Below are 19,074 nucleotides of genomic sequence, written 5' to 3'. Positions count from 1 at the left end.
CCCGGGGCTACTTGATATATTCTCAGGTCCGGAACATACTGAGACAATAGCTGCCAGAAACGACTAACACTGTTTGCTTGAGCATCTAAAATGCGATAAATGCGATCATTCAGATCTTCTACAGAAAATGTAAAATACGTATTGATCATCGTAACGAGGTAAAAGAAGAAGGTGCAAGCGTGCTATCATATGAGCATTCTATTACCTTCCTCTTCCCTGGATAAAATGTTAGTTGCTCTGTTTCAAGAGCCTCGACTTTGATTGATATGGAAGGATATTCGGTGCTTGCTGTATCTCTCCCTGCTTACGAACCATGTTCTTAATGTGCGTTTTTAAGGTTGCCTCGGAAATATGAAGTTGTTGAGCAATAGTTCGACGATCAATACCATTTTTCATCAATTGAGCCACCTCCCGTTCACGAGGTGAAAGTGAATTAACCTCATGAGCATCCTGCATATAAGTAAACATATGCTCCATCATCCAGGGCAGGAATACCGGATCAAGGAGACAGCTCCCTTTTGTAGTATGGATAGCAGCAAAGAGTAATTCAGAGGAGAGACTGGTTGAAAGGTAACCACGAACCTTCTGCTTATATGCATTCAGGAAGAGATCCATATCTGGCTCATCAACCAGGAGAATAAATTTATTCATGGGAAGAACAGCACAATCGCTCGCAAACGATTGGTGAATAATAATCAAGTCGCAACTATAGCTATGTAGCATTTTCCGTAGATCTTCACTGGTAAGTGCTTCATAGATATCCTTAATTTGCTCATCCTGTTCAAGAATAACTCGAAGACCAGTACGTATTACTTCGCGTGGCTCAGCAATCAGAATTCTCTGTTCCATTACAGTATATGCTCCTCTATGAAAGCGCTGTAAATATAATCACAGTTATTTTTTAAGCGTGAGGAAGACCCATCATTCACTTCAGGAAACGGTATGATCGAGCACAAGTTCTTGCCAAATCGGTGGAATCAATAGAAGAAGATAGATCAGGAATAGGAAATGAAATTCGATATGAAATTCCCACCCTAGAGCCATCCAATATCTCAAACGATGCGGATGTGAAGCAGCTTGTATTCTCACAACACACTCAGGATTGGTCCTCTTCGGCGCCTCCATCCCATATAGTGCGCAATGTTGCATGAAGGTATACAACCATCGACATCTGTATTCTTCTAATAAAGAAGAATACAGGAAAATGGATGACATAACAATGACATTAAGAGATCAAGTATTATACAAACATGTATCATCTTAATGACATCTTCCTATGCACAACGCCGTTCCTCTTTCGCAGGCGCAAACATGCAAGAAAGCAGGGCGTGTGACAGAACTTCATAATAAAGAATGAGAGCTATTTTAATGAGGCACGCCAGTAGGGAGAGTTTGAGCGCAGCATAAAACCGGATCAGATCTGATAATAGCTATTGGTTGAGTGTTCACGGGCGCGGCAGAGCGGTTGAGTCTCCGATGCGGAGCTGTAGAGGCATCAGGGCGGATGCTACTGGTTGGGTAGTATTAAGGATGGTGTAGAGTATCTCTAGCGCCTGTTCGCCTAAGCGGCCAGCTGGTATGGCGACAGTGGTAAGATCAGGGGCCAGCGTCTGGGCAATGAGTCCACCGCCAAAGCCAACCACTGAGAGCTGCCCAGGAATCGCCAGCTCCATTTCTCGCGCAGCCTTGTAGACGCCAATTGCCAGCAAATCATCATCGCAGAAAATCGCCGTTGGGATATCTGTGGCCTGGAGAAGCTGGCGTGCAGCCTGTAAGGCATCCTCTGGCTCAAGTGCGGCCTGAGCGGTATATTCAGCGCGAATAGGCTCGCCAAGCTGGCTTAAAGTCTGCTCATAGATCATGCCCCGCAGGCGAAAGGTTGCGGTATCCCGTCGGGAAGCCAGATGAGCGATCTTGCGGTGTCCGAGTTCAATAAGATGTTGCATGGCCGCTTGCGTTCCCCCGGCAATATCGAGCTGAAGCGCAGTCAGATCAGGATAGGTGTCATCTACGATCAGGGCTCGCCCACGTAACAACGAAAGGTCGAGATTATCAGGTGGACGTACAGCACACAACACAAAGCCTTCGATAGAATGGGTCGTCAGAGCATCCATCACCACGCCTTGCCAGGCCTGATCGTTATCCGTACTTACCAGGATGACCGCGTAATCATGCGCTCTGGCTGCTTGCTCCGCACCTTTCAGGACCGCCGCGAAAAATGGATTAGTAACATCAGGAATGACAAATGCAATAATGTTGGTATGACCAAGGCGCAACGTGCGAGCAGCGATATTGGGGCGATACCCTAATTCCTCCGCAATGCGTAAGACTTTTTGCTGAGTCAAAGGAGAGACGCGCCCCTCCGCCTTGCCAGCAAACACCAGCGATACCGTTGACTGTGATACGCCCGCATGTCTCGCAACGTCAATACTGGTAACGCTCCAGCGATCATTTCCTCGTACCATTATGCCCCTTCAATTAAACAGAATACACTTCTTATTGTATCTCAAAGTGCAGCCTTTGACGATCCCTCATAAGCCATGCTCCTAAGGGAGCACCCCAATACGGTTCAAACATCATTCCAGGCATTCTCCTGAATTTGCTCCCAATTTCAGAGGAATTGCGTTAGCTTGACAACATCATACGTATGACATATGCTTTTAGCATAGAGTCATACGTATGATGTGAAAGGAACGATTGTGAAAACAAGAGGGATAGCGCTGACGCTGGCGACGGCTTGTATGTTTGGGCTGGGAACCGTACTGGGCAAACTGGCAACCGCAAGCCTGCATCCTCTTCTGGTGACATTCTTAAATTTCTTGCTCGGCGGTATACTCTTGCTTCTATTTCTGAGCATGCGCAGAATTTCGCTACGCACGAATTTGAAGCGGGACGATTGGATGAATGTCCTGTTAGTGTCAGTGCTGGGGACCGCGCTACCAGCTTGCTGCGTAATTATCGGTCTGGGTTTGACCAGTGCGATTAAAGCTGGCTTCCTGCTTCAGTTTCAGGGCATCTCGTCGATCTTATTTGCGGTTATTTTCTTACACGAAAAGTTGAATCGAAAACAGATCGCTGGCATTCTCTTGCTCCTGCTGGGCAGCGCGCTGGTTGTGATCAAGAATATGCAGACCTCTGTCTGGGGCAGCTTAAATATTGGGGATGGATTGGTGCTGCTGGGTGCACTCGGCTTTGGTTACGCGATCCTTCCCTCCAAGCAACTGGCACCTAAAATCGACTCATTACCGCTGATTGTCTGGAAATTATTGATCAGCGCACTGGTGGTCTTACCCATCCTGGCGACCCGGCAAGCTGTGATCCCGCCGCATATCTCTAGCGCGCTCTATTGGATTATGCCGATCTATATCATTTCAAACTTCTGTATCGCCTACGTTACGCAGCAAGAAAGCCTGAAGTATTTACAGGGCTGGGAAGCAGCGACGGTAATGCAGAGTATGCCGATCTTCTCAACTATCTTTGCAATCCTGTTACTGGGTGATTCTCTTTCGCTACTCCAGATAAGCGGGGGCATGATCGCACTCGCGGGCGGATGTGTTGTAGCTCTCACCGCTACACAGCGGGCAGCGACGAAAAAGCGGGTCGTCATCCCTCAGGAAGCTCCACAAGAAGGCATTCTTCATTGACATCCGTACCATATAAGGCTTGAAAAGAAGGCCCGATCCCTCGCGGACGAGCCTTCTTTGGGGCAGCTGGAATCCATGTAGCTACGTAAAGAGTGGCTATTACATGGGATTTATTGTTGCGCTTTTAGGGCACCATTGACCTTCCCATTGTGTCCATAGATAATTTTGGCTCCGCCGAAGGTGACAAGTTCGACTTCTTTCTCTTCTCCCGGCTCAAAACGGACTGCTGTTCCGGCTGCGATATTCAGGCGCATGCCGTAGGCCTGTTGTCGCTCAAAGTAGAGGCCTGAATTGACTTCGTAGAAGTGAAAATGACTGCCTACCTGTATCGGTCTATCACCTGAATTGCTGACCAGCAATCTGGTAGTGGATCGTCCGGTATTGAGCTCGATATCACCGGCAGCTTCGTTGAGTAGATATTCTCCTGGTTTCAAGCGTGTGCTCCCTTCTGTTCTGTTCTGTTCTGTTCTATTCTGTTCCCCTAAATAAGCCATGCTCCTAACGGAGCGCCCTGAACCATGAAATTGCTGCCAATTTCAGGAAAATAAAGATTATTTAATTGGATCGTGTACGGTTACCAGTTTGGTGCCATCGGGAAAGGTGGCTTCGACCTGCACATCATGGATCATTTCAGGAATGCCTTCCATGACGTCTGCACGCGTGAGGATAGTGGTGCCGAAGGTCATGATCTCGGCGACGCTTTTACCATCCCGCGCGGCTTCCATGATTTCAGCGCTGATAATGGCGATGGCTTCTGGATAATTAAGCTTGAGTCCGCGGGTCTGACGTTTCCGTGCCAATTCTGCGGCAACAAAGATCAGGAGTTTCTCTTGTTCGCGTTGAGTGAGTAACATGGCTGTCTCCTCTTCTGGCCTGCCTTTGCGGCAAGCTCTCTACGTTACATCCAGGCTTAATAAATTTTCCTGGGAGGAATAGATTTTCGTCCATAGAGCGCCTGTGTGACCATATCCCAGAATGCATGTAATCCCCCTGCCAGCGCTGTGCCGCGTTTGCTGAGGGCGCGCACCACAATCCCATGGGCCGCCAGGGTGCTGACACCCCAGCGTATCTCGTCGGCACACGTGAGCTGTTGTGCCAGCAAACTGCATTCCTTTTCTAAACTCAGCCAGTATGCCGCGTCCAGTCCAACTTTACAGATATAGAAACTCGTAAAATAGTGATAAGGGCCCAGCCGAGCCAGTGAGGATAGGGATCGTTGCCGTGGCTCCAACTTGATCTTTTCCAGCGCGATAGGTCTGCCCTCTACGCTGATCTCATACTCTAATTGGAGTAGATCATAAGCAAATAATTCGCCGCGTGCAACGCGTCCTGGCGCAACAGTTTCCCACCACAACAAACCAGCTCCCCTTGCCAGTTCAATACGCGTCTGCTGTTGATAACGTGCGCCCGCAAAGGGAATCAACGGATCAGGTACATATTCAAGCAAGCCATGCTCTGCAACGTGGATATGAGTTGTTTGGCGCGCTGGTATGACACCATTTCGACTACGATACAGGCGCGTCGCGCTGGTCGTGGTAAGTTGAGCATAGGCCCCTGCCTGGACATCAACTGCGATGTTTAATTGATCACCTCCCAGCACGCCACCAGAAATATTATGCAGATGGACCAGAGCACCACCAGCAGGCAAAGGAAAGGCGCGAATCACCTTGAGCGGTGGCTGTTGTTCATACACATATAATTGCGTTTGCTGTGTCTCTTCAGAACATTTGAAACCGAGACTCAAGCTCCCCATGACAGATGATGTTGATGGATGTATCGTTTGAATGGAAAACTACTCGACTTTCTAGCTTGCACGCTACTATTTATAATTCAATTGTATCATCTGAGAATTGCAAAGCCTTAGCTGATAAAGAGTCGTGTGTCCAGTAAGGGATGGCTCATACTGCCAATATCGAGTAAAGGGGTAAAAAGCATCAGTTCATCGGGATGCTCGCTGGCTCGCTCGCTCTGTTCCGCGATCTCAATCAGGCTACTTTTCAAGTGCCAGAGCATGCCGCTGGCTTGATTTTGTCCCAATGGGAGCAGGCGCTGGCAGGCAGAAATGAGGCCGGTCAGAGATTGTTGAAGATAGGCGAGGACGACAACATCTTCGTCGACCCTCAAGATGGCTCCGACCAGACCAAAGGCGATACTGTAGTGATTATCTGTATGCTCACGTTTCGCACTGGCAAGCGCCTGATAGAGCTGCGCTGCATCTTCCAGGGATGCGACAAGTTGTAACAGGCGTCGTCCAAGCGTAGCGCTGGCTGTGCGACTTTCGCGAGCTGTTTTGTAGGCACTCAAACGAGTATTGAGCTGGACCCATTGCTCCATGTACTGCGTGGAATCTGTCAGCTCCGCCAGCCGATAACCCAGGCGACAAAAGGTGCTTTCTAGCACACCATTTTCGGCCAGATAGATGCGCAAGAAATCCTCTAATTGTGCAACTGTGAGATGCTCTTCGACCGTCATACTTTCCAGGCCATAGGAATGGGCCGCAGAGCCAATGGGTAATGCACTATCGGCTAATTGGAGCAGGCGTAGAAATGGCAGGGTAGCGATCTCCATAACGTCCCCGTCTTCCTGATCAAAGCTATTTTTGTGTAGTTTACCTCAGGGACTGAAAAATTACAATTTAGCAGGTGTTTCTGCCAAATTGTAATTTTTGTCGCTTGCTCTGAGGCTCTCCGTCCTTCCGGGTGGTGGTGGAAGAGGGAAGTAAAGTATGATTGCGCCCCATACTCATGCCAATCTGATCAATCAATCAATCACACAGGGGGTATTTATTTGATTATTCATTAACATCTTGCTGCAATGGATTGCTTTTTTGCTTGATATATATAATGAGTGTATGAAAACAGTTTAATCGCTTGTCATTATTACAGAGAAATCGCTGGAACAACGAAATCTGCCTTTAAAGCAAGCCAAATGATGTGGAGGAGGAATGTGATGAAAGAACGTGCTGGTAGGAGTGATGATAACTCTCAATCATCGCAAATGGAGCAACTTGTAGTGCGATCTCAGGGCCATTGGCGACAACGTGTCCTTCTCTATGTTGTGGTAAGTATTGCAGCATTAGGTGGCTTGCTTTTTGGCTATGATACAGCGGTCATTTCAGGAGCGATGCTCTTCTTACGGGTCCAATTTATGTTGAATGCATGGATGCAAGAGGTGACGGTCAGTATCGCTTTACTTGGGGCTGCTATCGGGGCGCTGGGCGGGGGTAAGCTGAGTGATCGCCTGGGTCGCCGTCGTACCCTACTAATTACCGCCAGTATGTTTACTGTGGGCGCTTTATGCACATCACAGGTAACAAGCTGGCCGATGTTTCTTACGCTGCGTCTCCTGGTAGGTATGAGCATTGGCGCCACAGCCAGCGTTGTGCCAGTCTACATTTCAGAGATCGCTCCATCACGTCTACGCGGTATGCTGGTCAATTTTAATCAACTGGCAATTACAATCGGAATTGCCAGCGCGTACTGGGTGGATCTGGCTTTCGCCAGTGCGCATATGAGCTGGGCTCCTATGTATGCGGTCACCTCTATTGCCGGACTATTATTGCTTCTGGGTATGTTCTTTGCCCTTGAGTCTCCACGCTGGCTGGCAAGCAAAGGGCGCTGGTCGGATACAGCGTTGGTCCTGGAACGTTTATTTCATCCTGAAGAGGCGGCTCAGGAGTGGAAGGCGATTCGCAGGTCATTTAATCAGCAACCAGCGCAAGCATCCTGGCGAGCCCTGTTCCAACCCGGCTTACGCATGGCACTACTGGTCGCAGTAGGTCTGGCTATCTTTCAGCAAGTGATTGGGATTAATACGGTCATTTATTACTCGCCTACTATTTTTGAATATGCTGGTTTTGCCTCAGCTTCAAGTGCAATTCTAGCCGCCAGTATTGTCGGGGTCGTCAATGTCCTGACGACGATTATTGCTGGCATGCTGATCGACCGTATCGGGCGTCGTCCTCTCTTAATCGGGGGCACTGCCTGTATGGTACTGGCTTTATCCGCACTGGGCATCATTTTCAAACTGGGAGCACAGCATGCAGGCTATCTCATTCTCATTGTGCTACTCATCTATATTATCGCCTTTGCACTCAGCCTGGGGCCTGTCTTCTGGCTTATGTGCGCCGAATTGTTTCCCACCCATCTACGCTCGACAGGAGCCAGCATCGCAACGTTCGCCAACTGGAGCGCGAATCTATTGATCAGTATTACGTTTTTAACGCTTATCAATCTCATTGGCAAAAGTTTTACCTTCTGGCTCTATGGCCTCATGGGAGTGATAGCGATTATCTTTTGCTTCACACTGGTCCCGGAAACGCGCCGCAAAAGCCTGGAACAGATTGAACTCTACTGGCAAAATGGTCGCCATTGGGAAGAGATTGAGGAAACTGAGCCGGTCACCTCAATGGCCCATCTCACCCCCTTCTCTGACGCCTGAAATAAGAGAGGATATCAGACGCTGCGACGCTGCATGTACAGGTAGATAACAGTGTCCACCTGTACGCTTATACATCTCTACCATCAGCGCTGCATTAATCCCATTGCAAGGCTGAACCCGATTGATACTCCGTGACCCGAGTTTCAAAAAAATTCTTTTCTTTGCGCAGATCAATCGTCTCACTCAACCAGGGAAAAGGCTGGACAAAAAAAGATGATATCCCTTGCATCCCAGGTATACACTCATATTCCAGGGAGAGGCCTTGCAAGAGATATCACTTTATTGTTTACCCTATTTTTTGTCAATCCTCAACTTTTTGTTGAGATATGAAATAGAGTGGTTATGCACCCTGGAAGAAATCTGCGTTGATTTTGATGTACTGCTTCCATTCAGCAGGTACCGCAGATTCTTCGAAGATGGCAGTAACAGGGCAGGCAGGCTCACATGCTCCGCAATCGATGCATTCGTCAGGGTTGATGTAGAGTTGCTGATTATCATCAAACCCATCTTCGCCGGGTCCTGGATGAATGCAGTCAACTGGACAGACATCTACGCACGAAGCGTCTTTGGTGCCAATACAAGGCTGAGTGATTACATAAGCCATAGTAAAAAAATCCTTTCAAGATTATCAAGCAGGGAAGAATGACCCTTCTCCCTATTATTGTACAATTCATGCCTGATGTAAATGTTCTTCGGCAGGTTTTTCTGCTCTTTGCTTCTACTATTATACATCATCATAATAGGAAATGCTAAAGGGCTTTTAAACTGGTAAATTTTAATTGCATAATGTATAACTGCTTTTCTCTTTTTATACTACTGCCATTCCATGGCATTTATCTCTAACACAAGCTCTACAATTACAGGTATGAATATACTTGCAGTAAGAGTACAGGCTACTTAATATCATACTAAAATCATTTAAGATATTTATGAATACTTCCTGCTTTTCAAGAAATTTACTTATGCTCGCTTGTATAATATGCAAAGGATTTTTGGCGCGCTGGAGAGAGAAAAATAGATATTTTGTCCTGATATAATGGTCATGGACTTGATTTATCTGTTGCATTGGTGTTAGTGTTAGCTTAATGAAAATAAAAGATAAATAAATTGACATATATTAAACGGATGGTGAACATGTTCTGTACACATTGTAAGATGGTACGTGAAGAGAATAAAGCTCCATGTCATAACTGTGGCGCACCTTCACCCTTACTAAAAAGCAAACGTATACCTGATGGGGGCTCTGGCGCTTCATGGACACAATCTCCTGCCACATCCTCTACACAATGGGATGATGCTGTCCCTCAGCTTTCTTTTGATAATATTAAACCTGCCTGGCAAACACCATCTACTGGTAATCCCGCCGCGACCTGGCAAGCTCCTGAAATGGAACAGGGGCCAGATGTTACAGTTGAACAGGAGGATTTTCCGCTTCCCTGGTGGCAAACAAGTACGTCAGTACCTCCCCAGCAATCCTTTACTTCGTCCATGGAAATGGAAGCGCCTGCGGCGGTACACGAACCCCTACAACCAGGCAAGGGAGCACCTTACACCCCGCTGCCCGCTACTCCACAGCAGGAGGCATTACCTCCCCAGCAGAGTTTTCCTGACACGGGTGATTTTGTTCAGCTCCCTGCCCTCTATCAGTCTCCTGCTCAATTTCAAGCGGATGGGCGGCAACCAACAGTAGCACTACAATTAGTATCAGAGCAAGCCATCCAGCAAGTCCTTCCTGAAATGGTACAGCAGGATGTGGTGCATATCGCACCCACGTACACTACCCCACGACCGCTGATTCCACGTAAGCGTATCATCAGCGGCCTGCTGAGCGTATTAATAGTCATGGCATTGCTGTGTACAGGCAGTGTCTATGTTGTGCGTGCTACAGGCATCCTGAGTGTCTTTGGTATCGGGCATACCTTAAGTAATGTCAATGCCAACCCAGAACCCGGTCTACCAGAGCCATCCAAAACACAGATCAATGGGCCTGCCGCTGCTTTCATTCCAGCCGCGACAACCTCGTCACGCTATGATCCAAAAACCCTGGAACCTCCACTCACACAACAGGACTTCACAACCAACCAATCTGTTTATTTAACGTATACAGCAGAACCAACCAAACAAGATGGACGGGTTATTGTTAAGTGGTATACCAATAAGCAATTCTTTCTGCAACAGAGCGGTCCCCTGATCCAGGTGAAACATTTGAAATCGAATGAGAATCGCAACGGTCTATTCGAGATGCGCTTCCCCCGACCAGCCGAGTGCCGGGCCGAACTATGGTGGAACAACCAGTTAGCAAAAACGCTCTATTTTGTCGTCCGTTAAGCACACGAACAGCATATCGACATGCACATCAATGATGAGACGAGACCTGAAGCTATGATCAAAGATCAGCAAGTTCTGTCGCATCATCGTTATCAAATAGCCCATAGGACGGTTTTGATTTAAAGTGGTTGGATTTTCATGCACTGAGAAGATTCATGATCCGTTAACACTATAATGATTCCTTTCAGATAGTTGTGCAGAATGATCTTTATAGTATATCTGACTTAAATTGCTCTTTTACATAATCTCTTCATGTGCCCTTACAATCATCTATTTATAGATGTTGATAAAGTGGCAGCAAGATTTTAATTTATGGCTTTTTAGACGTCTATCTATACTGGCTAAGCTTTTTCTAGTAGTATCACAATAGAAAATACAATAGTTAGCATAACTTACGCTGATATTCCGCTTTAAATTTGAGTTTTATACATCATTAAGGATTACTATATGGGACTGCTTGTAGAGCATATATACAAATCTTTCGGGCAATTTCAAGCGGTGAAGGATTTGTCGATGGAGGTGAAGGAGGGGGCGCTGTTCGGATTGCTTGGCTCAAATGGAGCGGGCAAGACAACGACCATGCGTATGGTTCTAGATATTTTTCGTCCTGATAGCGGACAAATTACCTGGAATGGAAAAGCTATACATGACCTCGAGCGCCGTGAACTGGGCTATCTGCCAGAAGAACGTGGCCTCTATCCTAAGATGACGGTTGAAGAACAATTGATGTTCCTGGCACAATTAAATGGCCTTTCAAAAAGCGCGGCAAAAAAAGAGCTGAATGAATGGCTTGACCGCTTCCAGATCAATGCCAATCGTAAAAAGAAGATTGAGGACTTGTCCAAGGGTAATCAGCAAAAAGTGCAATTTCTGGCAACGATTCTCCATAATCCCTCAATTCTTATTATGGATGAGCCGTTTAGTGGACTTGATCCAGTGAATGCAATTGTCCTTAAAGATGCTTTTCTAGAGATGCATCGACGTGGGAAAACGATCATTTTTTCAACCCATCAGTTGGATCAGGTTGAGGAAATGTGTGAGGACATTACAATTATTAATAAGGGTGAAGTGATTGTGCAAGGAAATGTCCAGGAGGTGCGGCGACAGCATGGGCGCAATACGGTACGCTTAAAACTCGATAACGATGCCGAGGCAAGTTGGCTGGATGCGCTGGAGGGTGTACAGGTAACCAAGCGACGGCAAGACTATATAGAGATGCAGATACGGAACGATTTTAATCCTGATGTGATTCTTGAGGAGGCTCTGCGCCATGCCGGCCATGTCAGTCGCTTTGAGCTGGTAGAACCATCTTTAACGGACATTTTCATTGAGCGCGTAGGAAAAATCGCCCTGCCGGATGCTCCTGCTACTATTGCCTGATAAGGAAAGAGATAATGTCAAATACAACTGAAGTGCCTCCCTCGTCAACCGGATCTTCACTATCCGACCAAAGTGTGCTGGCGGTCCGCTCAGGTGGTGATACACGTAGTAATACGCTCCACAATGTCGGTTTGATCTTACGACGCGAATATAAAAATCGCGTCACGCAACGTAGTTATATCATTTCCACAATTGTGATGATGATTTCTATCTTCCTGGGAAGCTGCGTACCCACGGCCATTGAATTTTTCACTACCCACACCAACACACCATCTCAAGTGGCAGTGGTTAATAATGCAGGTTCAGTTGCAGGATTGGATGGTGATCCACTACTGCACTATATCAGCAATTCGCTAAATGGAACAACCACCCCGCCGGATCAAACAAAAAGTCAGAAAAACTCGACTTCTCATTTTACACTGCAAGCAAGCGCCCCCGATGATCAGGCCAAACTCCAGAATGAGGTTAAAACTGGCAAAATAAGCGTGCTGCTTGTACTCACGCGTACAAACACACAGGATGTAAAATTTACCTACTATACTGCCTTGACCTCCAGTAGCTATGATGATAGCGATTTAACCCAGATTCAAACGATGGCGGGACAATTGAGTGTACTGGATCGCTCCTCCCGTCTGGGATTATCAGCCGTACAGACACAACAACTCTTTGCGGCAACGAATTTTCAGGTGGTACATACACAGGCAGATCAAGGTCCTTCTTCGCTAGCCGCGTATCTCTCAGGCTATTTTATTGGTGTTGTTGGTATCGTTTTAATCTTTACGGCGGTCTATCTCTATGGTATCTGGATAGCGACGGGGGTAGCGGAGGAGAAAGGCACGCGTGTAATGGAAATTCTGGTCAACGCGGCGACACCCTTTCAATTGCTCTGGGGTAAAATTCTAGGTATCGGTGCGGCTGGCCTGACTCAAATGATCTGTTTGACGGTGGTAGGCTATATCGGCTTATTGCTACAGAAACCACTGGAAGCTTTATTATCCCTTGGAAATGGCTCCAGCTCAATACTGAACAGCATTGATTTTCTGCATACCTCAACCACGCTGTTAGCTTTTTTAATGATCTACTTCATACTGGGATTTCTCCTCTATGCCACCTTGTTTGCAGCACTGGGATCACTGGTGAAACGTCAGGATGAGGTACAGAACGCGATTGGACCGGTGTCGGGGCTATTTATGATTGGCTACATGGCAAGCTTTATCGGCGGCTCTACCTCGACCACCGCAACCTGGTTCCAGGTCATGTCCTTGATCCCTTTCTGGACACCAACGATGATGCTCATGCGGATCGCGACTAGCAATGTCCCTGCCTGGCAACTCTGGCTCAGTATCGGACTGCTACTGATCTTCATCGTGATATGTGGCTGGATTTCCTCACGGATCTATCGCTTCTCAATCCTGCTCTATGGTCAGAAGCCAGGATTACGACAATTAATAAAACTAATGCGCGCATAATCTCTATGGGTTCATTATCCAACAGCGGTTGTTTGTATACCTCTTTCGGTTAAGAGGTATACTTATTTTTGTAGCAATTATTTATCACCAGGAATCCAAGCTAAGGAGCAGGTTATGACAAATTCTGATGTTGAATCATCCTTCCCACTACGTACATTGGGGAGAACTGGCTTACAGGTATCGGCTCTCTGTGTGGGCTGTGCTCCGCTAGGAGATATGCCTGAGACATTTGCTTATTCGGTGGGCGAAGAGCAAGCATTGGAGACGGTAAGAGCTATCTTTCGTAGTCCAATTACCTTCGTTGATACCGCAGCATCCTATGGCGATGGTGAGAGCGAGCGCCGTATCGGTATCGTGCTCAAAGAACTGGGAGGAGTGCCAGGAGGTTATGTACTGGCAACCAAAGCGGATCGGGATTTACATACCAGTGATTTTTCGGGTGCTCAGATGCGCCGCAGTGTAGAGCGCAGCCTGAAGTTGCTTGGTCTGGATGTCTTGCCGCTGGTCTATTTGCATGATCCAGAACATATCACCTTTGAAGCAGCCATGGCTCCCGGTGGACCAGTTGAGGTCCTACAGAGCTTAAAAGAAGAGGGATTAATCAAACATCTCGGTGTGGCCGGTGGTCCAATTGATCTGATGTCGCGTTTTGTTGAAACCAATATCTTCGAAGCCGCTATTTCACATAACCGCTATACGTTGCTGGATACGGAGGCTGATGCGTTCTGGGATCTCTGTCGGCAACATGGAGTAGGAACAGTCAATGCCGCTCCCTATGGTAGTGGTATCCTGGCGAAAGGTCCAAAAAACTATCCACGCTATCAGTATGAGCAGGCTTCCGAGGCATATCTGGCGCGAGCATTCAAATTTGAGGAAGCTTGTGAACGCTATGGTGTTCCATTGGCTGCGGTTGCACTGCAATTCTCACTGCGTGACCCTCGTATTGATTCAACGGTGATCGGTATGTCACGTGCTGAGCGTGTGAATGAGACGGTACGCCTATCACAAGTCTCAATCCCCTCTGAACTCTGGAACGAGATTGAAGCCATACGCCAGGCATAGCAACTCTACATCTATCTCCCGAAACCCATAGACACAGGTTATGTATTTCATATCTACATATCTATGGGCTTCTTCATCCCCCTACATTCCTGTATCTATCGATGTTCGATCTCTGAGCGGTTCTTTCACTGGAAGCCAGTGAGACCCTATCAATAAAGAGTAGCAAGAGCAAGAGAACTACAGTCATCACTGAATATGATCGATGTGATAGACAGGGATGTGGAGCATGTTTCCCAGCTTCTTAACCATAAAGATTTGCCATCATCAGCATTTCCAATGACAGCGATACGTTCAGGCATAGGCGCTCCACCCTGTTTCATGCATTGCTCCTAACGATGATGGACAATTCCCGCCCTTTCTAATTCATTTAACAATTCTACAATTTTATCCAGATTCTTCCCCATTAAACCTACCAACTCATGCGTCGTGCGTTGCCCATCAATGAGCATAAATAAACGACGATGCTCGCGTGTTAATCCAACTTGTTCAATATAGGCAAGTACACTATTATCTGTGCGGATACGGTAAGGGATCTGGGTTACAAATTGATTGGGCATGCTCGGGGTACTTGCGGTACGTGGTGTGTTTTGCCCATACATAGAAGCTGTGGTAATGGGCCGAAAGTTCCCGCTGCTATTAGTGTTGGTACGTGCAGGAGACGATCCTGGCCGAGTGCTCAACGGTGAATGCCCCGATGGTTGAAAAGGCGGACGCGGAGTCGTTGTTGATGACTCCACATTGAACGCAAAGCGGCAATTAGTCCAGGTAGTCAGCCAGCCAAGTGCGACTGGCCCGCTTTGCGTGCCCGTCTGTGCATTCACAATTTGACCATTGGCGAACACTATTTCCCCCTCTTCATACGCATTTCCCTCACCACGTTCTACCGTTAGAGTACCGCTTCGATGTCCAATCTGAATGACCTGGATCACATCAGCCAGATTATTGGTTGTTGTTTCTCTTGGTTGAGACATAGATACACCACTCTACTCGTCAATGAGTTTTTATATTTTCAGAGCGCCACTCGATTGTGCCTGGACCAATTGTCCATCCTGTTCAGGCGATCTGAATAAGATAGCGAAAAATAACAGTGTGACTATTATAACTACCTTTTTCTGTTTTTACAATACATTTATGGCTTGCACATTTTGATACAGTGAATCAAGCATAATTTTCAAGTATCGGTATAATTCATTCCAGTAAAGCTTTTCTCCTTTGACATCTGGCGTCTCAATCAATGTAGTGCGTTTAATGCTGATGCATCAAGACAACGCTTATCACATTAGAGATAGGAATGGTCCTGACCGGCGTATACATCAAATTGGGATCAAGCGGCCCGGATGCATAACAAATTATTTGAAAAGGAAAATACAAATCAAAATCCTGCCTCAAATGATGTTCTAGGAGAACAGGTGCTTTTGAAAGAAGCCCAGGGTTGCAGATCTGATTATTTGCATACTTTCATCTGGATGCGTAGCAGGTTCTATAATATCTGCATATAAAGCAACATCTTCCACCGTCTTAAAGAGTACATCAAAAGTCTCTTTAAGAGGTATTGCTGAAGTACCTTGCATATACTCTTTCCTTTTTCTTTGGGGCTATCAAACCAGCGTTCCTTCAAAAAAGAAGCTTTGCGAAAAAACTCTTTTGCCAGGGAAACCATTGATACGCGATATTTGAGCATAATTTTTCATATGCAACTACGCATATTAGATTTTAAGAGCATAAAATATCATTGTCAATAGATAAGATATTAAATTTTTAATAAAATATACTGGAATGCTCCAGAAACCAGCGCTATTTCGTTCTTAAAAGATCATCAATAGGTACTATTTGTTAGCAACTTCCACAATATGATCAGCAAAAGAAGCTGAACAAGCAAGCTATAGAATGTTATAATGAAAGAGCAAGAGCAGAAGAAAGAGAACTTTTTTGCATGTTTTTGATGTTCTAAAATTGAGAGGGTAACGGTATGAGCTTACATATTCCCCGTCGAACCTACGCTGACCTGTATGGTCCCACAACTGGTGATCGCGTGCGGCTAGGAGACACAGAACTGCTCGTTGAAGTTGAACGTGATTATACCGTTTATGGCGATGAGATCACATTTGGAGGAGGAAAAGTGATCCGGGATGGCATGGGACAAAGCAGCCGTGCGACCCGTGAAGGATCACAAGGCGCACTTGATCTGGTCATTACAAATGCATTAATCATCGACCATTGGGGAATCGTCAAGGGCGATATCGGTATCAAAAATGGACGTATCGTCAAAGTGGGAAAGGCGGGCAATCCTGATACGATGGATGGCGTTGATCCTGAACTGGTGGTTGGTTCCTCAACCGAGGTAATGGCTGGCGAAAATATGATCGTCACCGCGGGTGGCATTGACTCGCACATCCACTTTATTTCGCCACAACAGGTCTATGAAGCGATGTCTAACGGCATCACTACGATGATTGGTGGCGGAACAGGACCAGCGACAGGCACAAATGCGACGACCTGTACACCTGGCGCATGGAACCTGGCGCGTATGTTACAAGCCACTGAAACATGGCCGGTAAACTTTGGTTTCCTGGGCAAAGGAAATACCTCAACGGAAGCGCCACTGATCGAACAGATTCGAGCCGGAGCATGCGGTTTAAAACTACACGAAGACTGGGGAACCACGCCCGCAGCCATAGACACCTGCCTCAAGGTCGCAGATGCTTATGATGTGCAGGTTGCCATTCATACCGACACAATCAATGAGGCAGGATTTGTGGAAGATACAATCGCAGCCATTGCAGGGCGCGCCATTCATACCTATCATACGGAGGGTGCTGGTGGCGGCCATGCGCCGGATATCATCCGCATTGCTTCTCACAAGAATGTATTACCCTCATCTACCAATCCCACCATGCCCTTTACTACCAATACCCTTTCGGAACATCTGGACATGTTGATGGTCTGCCATCACCTCAATCCACAGGTACCTGAAGATGTAGCCTTTGCGGAAAGTCGCATTCGTCCTGAGACAATTGCCGCTGAGGATATATTGCATGATCTGGGCGTCTTTAGCATGATTTCCAGTGATTCTCAAGCGATGGGTCGCGTTGGCGAGGTAGTAACCAGGATCTGGCAGACGGCACACAAAATGAAGGTGCAACGTGGCGCGCTTCCTCAAGACACAGACCGTAACGACAACTTCCGTGTGAAACGCTACGTAGCCAAATATACGATTAATCCCGCAATCACTCATGGTATTGCCCAACATGTCGGCTCAATCGAGCCCGGCAAGCTGGCCGATTTAGTGTTATGGCGTCCCGCCTTCTTTGGCGTCAAGCCGGAAATGATCATTAAAGGTGGCTTTATCTCATGGAGCGCAATGGGCGATGCCAATGCCTCCATCCCAACACCACAGCCCGTTCTCTATCGTCCTATGTTTGGTTCATTTGGTGGCGCAACAGCCGCAACCAGTCTGACGTTTGTCTCCAAAGCAGCCCTGGAAGGCGGTTTGCCGACAAGTATCGGCTTACATAAACTAGCTGTGGCCGTTGAGAATTGTCGCACTATTGGGAAAGCTAACATGATCCATAACTCAGCAACACCTGAGATTGAGGTCGATCCCGAAACATACGAGGTACGAGCAGATGGCGAGCTGCTTACCTGTGAACCAGCCACAATTCTGCCATTAGCCCAACGCTATTTCTTATTTTAAGATACAGGCAAGAGGATAATTTTCTTTGCTCTGCCTGAGCACCTGAAAGGATTAAAATATGTCAGATAATGAGTTTGTACGCGCTTTCCGTGTGGGCATCGCTGGACCAGTGGGAAGTGGGAAAACAGCTCTGGTGGATCGCTTAAGCAAGCATTTATGGCCACGCTATAATCTAGCGGTAGTTACTAACGACATTTATACGAAAGAGGACGCTGAATTTCTATTGAGGCAGGGAACTTTGCCTCTGGAACGTGTACGCGGTGTCGAAACAGGTGGCTGTCCTCATGCAGCGATACGCGAAGATGCCTCGATGAATCTGGAAGCGATTGCAGACCTGGAAGAAAGTTTGCCGGGATTAGAGCTGATCTTTGTCGAAAGCGGCGGTGATAATCTGGCGGCAGCCTTCAGCCCCGAACTGGTCGATGTAGCAATTTATGTCATTGATGTTTCTGGTGGCGACAAAATACCCCGTAAGGGAGGACCGGGCATCATGCGCTCGGATCTATTGATTATCAATAAGATTGACCTCGCACCATACGTGGGAGCTTCGCTGGAAGTTATGGAGCGCGATGCCCGCTTAAAACGCGGTGAACGTCCTTTTGTTTTTACAAATCTTAAAGATGAAACCGGGCTGAATACTGTGATTAATTGGCTTGAGCAACATCTTAACGTGCCCAGCCAGCAACGACGGAGCATTATCGACGCCCATGCCCCCTATGTCGGTCAACCGCATAGCCATGAACACGATCACAGTCATGAGCATATACATGAACACGCGCATAACCATTGATGTTTAACCAATAAAGTGAGAAGCACAGGCTTACATATGATTGGGATAGAATCTTTACCTTTCCCAATCATATGTACTTTCGAATAGAAGGTACCAGGCTGCCATGTTTCCACAATCTTCGCGCATGATTTTTCGCACCCGAGGTGATACTGTTGCTAAATTACCAAGGGTGCAAATCAGGCGGAAATTTGCTACGATAGAGATCACAAGAGAATGAGTCCAGTCTAAAGAAAGGAGAGCCTCCATGTCGATGTCCCCTCACGCCAT

At 47.0% G+C, this 19,074-nt stretch carries 17 protein-coding genes; 8 read left to right on the top strand and 9 right to left on the bottom strand.

What is annotated here, in order from left to right:
* Positions 1–228 precede the first annotated feature (228 nt).
* Positions 229–849, bottom strand: coding sequence for a response regulator transcription factor (locus tag F1593_RS17510; protein WP_149402858.1), 621 nt, complete (start codon positions 847–849; stop codon positions 229–231).
* Between the two features lie 596 nt (positions 850–1,445).
* A complete protein-coding gene (locus F1593_RS17505) occupies positions 1,446–2,465 on the bottom strand; it encodes a LacI family DNA-binding transcriptional regulator (protein ID WP_149402857.1) in 1,020 nt (339 codons plus the stop codon).
* 234 nt (positions 2,466–2,699) lie between these two features.
* On the opposite strand from F1593_RS17505, the gene F1593_RS17500 reads away from it, so the two are divergent.
* The gene (locus F1593_RS17500) at positions 2,700–3,644 is read left to right on the top strand and encodes a DMT family transporter (RefSeq protein WP_149402856.1); all 945 of its coding nucleotides are present in this window, start codon (positions 2,700–2,702) and stop codon (positions 3,642–3,644) included.
* A 110-nt stretch (positions 3,645–3,754) separates the two neighbouring features.
* Here the strand turns inward: F1593_RS17500 and F1593_RS17495 are convergent, their stop codons facing one another.
* The 4 genes from F1593_RS17495 to F1593_RS17480 form a co-directional block, all read right to left on the bottom strand.
* A complete protein-coding gene (locus F1593_RS17495) occupies positions 3,755–4,078 on the bottom strand; it encodes an urease subunit beta (RefSeq protein ID WP_149402855.1) in 324 nt (107 codons plus the stop codon).
* 117 nt (positions 4,079–4,195) lie between these two features.
* Entirely contained in the window at positions 4,196–4,498 is a 303-nt protein-coding gene (locus tag F1593_RS17490) for an urease subunit gamma (RefSeq protein WP_149402854.1), read from the bottom strand.
* A gap of 56 nt (positions 4,499–4,554) precedes the next feature.
* On the bottom strand, positions 4,555–5,388 hold the full coding sequence (locus F1593_RS17485) for an urease accessory protein UreD (RefSeq protein WP_172632207.1): 834 nt from the start codon (positions 5,386–5,388) through the stop codon (positions 4,555–4,557).
* A gap of 116 nt (positions 5,389–5,504) precedes the next feature.
* On the bottom strand, positions 5,505–6,212 hold the full coding sequence (locus F1593_RS17480) for an urease accessory protein UreF (RefSeq protein WP_149402852.1): 708 nt from the start codon (positions 6,210–6,212) through the stop codon (positions 5,505–5,507).
* Between the two features lie 381 nt (positions 6,213–6,593).
* Here F1593_RS17480 and F1593_RS17475 point away from each other — a divergent pair, with 381 nt between their 5' ends.
* Positions 6,594–8,084: a sugar porter family MFS transporter gene (locus F1593_RS17475; RefSeq protein WP_172632206.1), complete on the top strand. Its 1,491-nt coding sequence runs from the start codon at positions 6,594–6,596 to the stop codon at positions 8,082–8,084.
* 340 nt (positions 8,085–8,424) lie between these two features.
* Here F1593_RS17475 and F1593_RS17470 read toward each other — a convergent pair whose 3' ends face one another.
* The gene (locus F1593_RS17470; RefSeq protein ID WP_149402850.1) at positions 8,425–8,688 is read right to left on the bottom strand and encodes a 4Fe-4S dicluster domain-containing protein; all 264 of its coding nucleotides are present in this window, start codon (positions 8,686–8,688) and stop codon (positions 8,425–8,427) included.
* Positions 8,689–9,218: 530 nt separating this feature from the next.
* Between F1593_RS17470 and F1593_RS17465 the strand changes: the two genes are divergently transcribed.
* The 4 genes from F1593_RS17465 to F1593_RS17450 all read left to right on the top strand — a co-directional run bounded on the left by F1593_RS17465 (position 9,219) and on the right by F1593_RS17450 (position 14,323).
* Complete coding sequence (locus F1593_RS17465; protein WP_149402849.1) at positions 9,219–10,412, top strand: hypothetical protein; 1,194 nt, start codon at positions 9,219–9,221, stop codon at positions 10,410–10,412.
* Between the two features lie 447 nt (positions 10,413–10,859).
* Positions 10,860–11,792 carry an ABC transporter ATP-binding protein gene (locus tag F1593_RS17460; RefSeq protein WP_149402848.1) on the top strand — a complete coding sequence of 311 codons (933 nt, stop codon included), beginning with the start codon at positions 10,860–10,862 and terminating at the stop codon, positions 11,790–11,792.
* 14 nt (positions 11,793–11,806) lie between these two features.
* On the top strand, positions 11,807–13,261 hold the full coding sequence (locus F1593_RS17455; protein WP_149402847.1) for an ABC transporter permease: 1,455 nt from the start codon (positions 11,807–11,809) through the stop codon (positions 13,259–13,261).
* A 114-nt stretch (positions 13,262–13,375) separates the two neighbouring features.
* A complete protein-coding gene (locus tag F1593_RS17450; protein WP_149402846.1) occupies positions 13,376–14,323 on the top strand; it encodes an aldo/keto reductase in 948 nt (315 codons plus the stop codon).
* 329 nt (positions 14,324–14,652) lie between these two features.
* On the opposite strand, the gene F1593_RS17445 is transcribed toward F1593_RS17450, so the two are convergent.
* Together F1593_RS17445 and F1593_RS28420 are read right to left on the bottom strand one after the other, a co-directional pair.
* A complete protein-coding gene (locus tag F1593_RS17445) occupies positions 14,653–15,294 on the bottom strand; it encodes a DUF4388 domain-containing protein (RefSeq protein WP_149402845.1) in 642 nt (213 codons plus the stop codon).
* Between the two features lie 426 nt (positions 15,295–15,720).
* A complete protein-coding gene (locus F1593_RS28420; RefSeq protein WP_172632205.1) occupies positions 15,721–15,894 on the bottom strand; it encodes a hypothetical protein in 174 nt (57 codons plus the stop codon).
* Between the two features lie 398 nt (positions 15,895–16,292).
* On the opposite strand from F1593_RS28420, the gene ureC reads away from it, so the two are divergent.
* Both ureC and ureG read left to right on the top strand, forming a co-directional pair.
* Positions 16,293–18,017, top strand: a complete 1,725-nt coding sequence (gene ureC / locus F1593_RS17440) for an urease subunit alpha (RefSeq protein WP_149402844.1) — start codon at positions 16,293–16,295, stop codon at positions 18,015–18,017.
* Between the two features lie 58 nt (positions 18,018–18,075).
* On the top strand, positions 18,076–18,807 hold the full coding sequence (ureG, locus tag F1593_RS17435) for an urease accessory protein UreG (protein WP_149402843.1): 732 nt from the start codon (positions 18,076–18,078) through the stop codon (positions 18,805–18,807).
* Positions 18,808–19,074: the final 267 nt, after the last annotated feature.

Source organism: Dictyobacter arantiisoli (assembly GCF_008326305.1).
Lineage (GTDB): Bacteria > Chloroflexota > Ktedonobacteria > Ktedonobacterales > Ktedonobacteraceae > Dictyobacter > Dictyobacter arantiisoli.
The sequence above is the reverse complement of the archived record's forward strand: the minus strand, read 5'-3'. Positions and strand labels throughout refer to the sequence as shown.

Coding starts and splice junctions, on each gene's coding strand:
- F1593_RS17480 (WP_149402852.1), bottom strand. CDS start 6,212: ATGGAGATCGCTACCCTGCCATTTCTACGCCTGCTCCAATTAGCCGAT.
- F1593_RS17460 (WP_149402848.1), top strand. CDS start 10,860: ATGGGACTGCTTGTAGAGCATATATACAAATCTTTCGGGCAATTTCAA.
- F1593_RS28420 (WP_172632205.1), bottom strand. CDS start 15,894: ATGCAAGGTACTTCAGCAATACCTCTTAAAGAGACTTTTGATGTACTC.
- ureG (WP_149402843.1), top strand. CDS start 18,076: ATGTCAGATAATGAGTTTGTACGCGCTTTCCGTGTGGGCATCGCTGGA.
- ureC (WP_149402844.1), top strand. CDS start 16,293: ATGAGCTTACATATTCCCCGTCGAACCTACGCTGACCTGTATGGTCCC.
- F1593_RS17465 (WP_149402849.1), top strand. CDS start 9,219: ATGTTCTGTACACATTGTAAGATGGTACGTGAAGAGAATAAAGCTCCA.
- F1593_RS17445 (WP_149402845.1), bottom strand. CDS start 15,294: ATGTCTCAACCAAGAGAAACAACAACCAATAATCTGGCTGATGTGATC.
- F1593_RS17455 (WP_149402847.1), top strand. CDS start 11,807: ATGTCAAATACAACTGAAGTGCCTCCCTCGTCAACCGGATCTTCACTA.
- F1593_RS17505 (WP_149402857.1), bottom strand. CDS start 2,465: ATGGTACGAGGAAATGATCGCTGGAGCGTTACCAGTATTGACGTTGCG.
- F1593_RS17510 (WP_149402858.1), bottom strand. CDS start 849: ATGGAACAGAGAATTCTGATTGCTGAGCCACGCGAAGTAATACGTACT.
- F1593_RS17450 (WP_149402846.1), top strand. CDS start 13,376: ATGACAAATTCTGATGTTGAATCATCCTTCCCACTACGTACATTGGGG.
- F1593_RS17475 (WP_172632206.1), top strand. CDS start 6,594: ATGAAAGAACGTGCTGGTAGGAGTGATGATAACTCTCAATCATCGCAA.
- F1593_RS17490 (WP_149402854.1), bottom strand. CDS start 4,498: ATGTTACTCACTCAACGCGAACAAGAGAAACTCCTGATCTTTGTTGCC.
- F1593_RS17470 (WP_149402850.1), bottom strand. CDS start 8,688: ATGGCTTATGTAATCACTCAGCCTTGTATTGGCACCAAAGACGCTTCG.